The organism is Methylobacterium oxalidis, from assembly GCF_007992195.1.
GTDB lineage: Bacteria > Pseudomonadota > Alphaproteobacteria > Rhizobiales > Beijerinckiaceae > Methylobacterium > Methylobacterium oxalidis.
Genome location: NZ_BJZU01000304.1, coordinates 1 through 1,027, shown reverse-complemented (window position 1 = coordinate 1,027; position 1,027 = coordinate 1). Strand labels below are relative to the sequence as shown.

Genomic DNA, 1,027 nt, shown 5'->3' with positions numbered 1-1,027 from the left:
CACCATCGCCTGGTATCTCGACAACCAGGCCTGGTGGCGCCCGATCCGCGAGGGCCGCTACCGGGGCGAGCGCCTGGGGCTGGCGCCAGCGCGCAAGGCGGGCTGAGGCCGTCATGGATATCCTGATCCTGGGCGGTGCCGGTCAGGTCGGCACGGAGCTGTGGGCGCTCGACTGGGGCGAGGGCGTGCGCCTGCACGCGCCGACGCGGGACGAGCTCGATATCTCAGACGAGGCGGCTGTCGCCCGTGCGTTTGCCGCGCACTCCTACGCGGCGGTCGTCAACACGGCCGCCTACACGGCGGTGGACAAGGCCGAGAGCGAGGTCGCTGCCGCCTGGCGGCTCAACGCGCTGGCGCCGGCCTACCTCGCTGCGGCCACGCGAGCTGCCGGCATCCCGCTGCTGCAGGTCTCGACCGACTACGTCTTCGACGGCAGCAAGCCGGGGGCCTACGAGCCGGACGACCCGATCAACCCGAGAAGCGTCTACGGCGCCTCGAAGGCGGCGGGCGAACTCGCCGTGCGCACCGGCAACCCGCGCCACGTGATCCTGCGCACGGCCTGGGTGGTGAGCCCGCACCGGGCGAACTTCGTCAAGACCATGCTGCGGCTCTCGGCCGAGCGCGAGCGCCTGAGCGTGGTCGAGGATCAGCACGGCTCGCCGACCTCGGCCGCCGATCTCGCCGCGGCACTGAGGATCGTGACTCTGCGCCTCGTCTCGGACGCGCAGGCGCCGACCGGCACCTTCCACTGCGTGAACGCGGGCGCCACCACCTGGTGCGGCTTCGCCCGCGCGATCGTCGCAGGCGCAGCGCACCGCGGCGGACGACAGGTGCCGGTGGACGGCATCCCGACCTCGGCCTATCCGACGCCGGCGCGGCGGCCGGCGAACTCGCAGCTCTCGACCGCGAGCCTGAGGGCGGCCTACGGCCTCACGATGCGGCCGTGGGAAGATGCCCTCGCGGACATCCTCGACCGGCTCATCGGACCGGCCGCAGCAGACGACGATACGATGAAGGGCGTGAGATC

At 72.4% G+C, this 1,027-nt stretch carries 1 protein-coding gene; it reads left to right on the top strand.

Annotated elements, in window-relative coordinates; translation table 11 throughout:
• Positions 1-113: 113 nt before the first annotated feature.
• Positions 114-1,027, top strand: a 914-nt coding sequence (gene rfbD / locus MOX02_RS30710; protein WP_147029527.1) for a dTDP-4-dehydrorhamnose reductase, incomplete at its 3' end; no start/stop codon positions are given.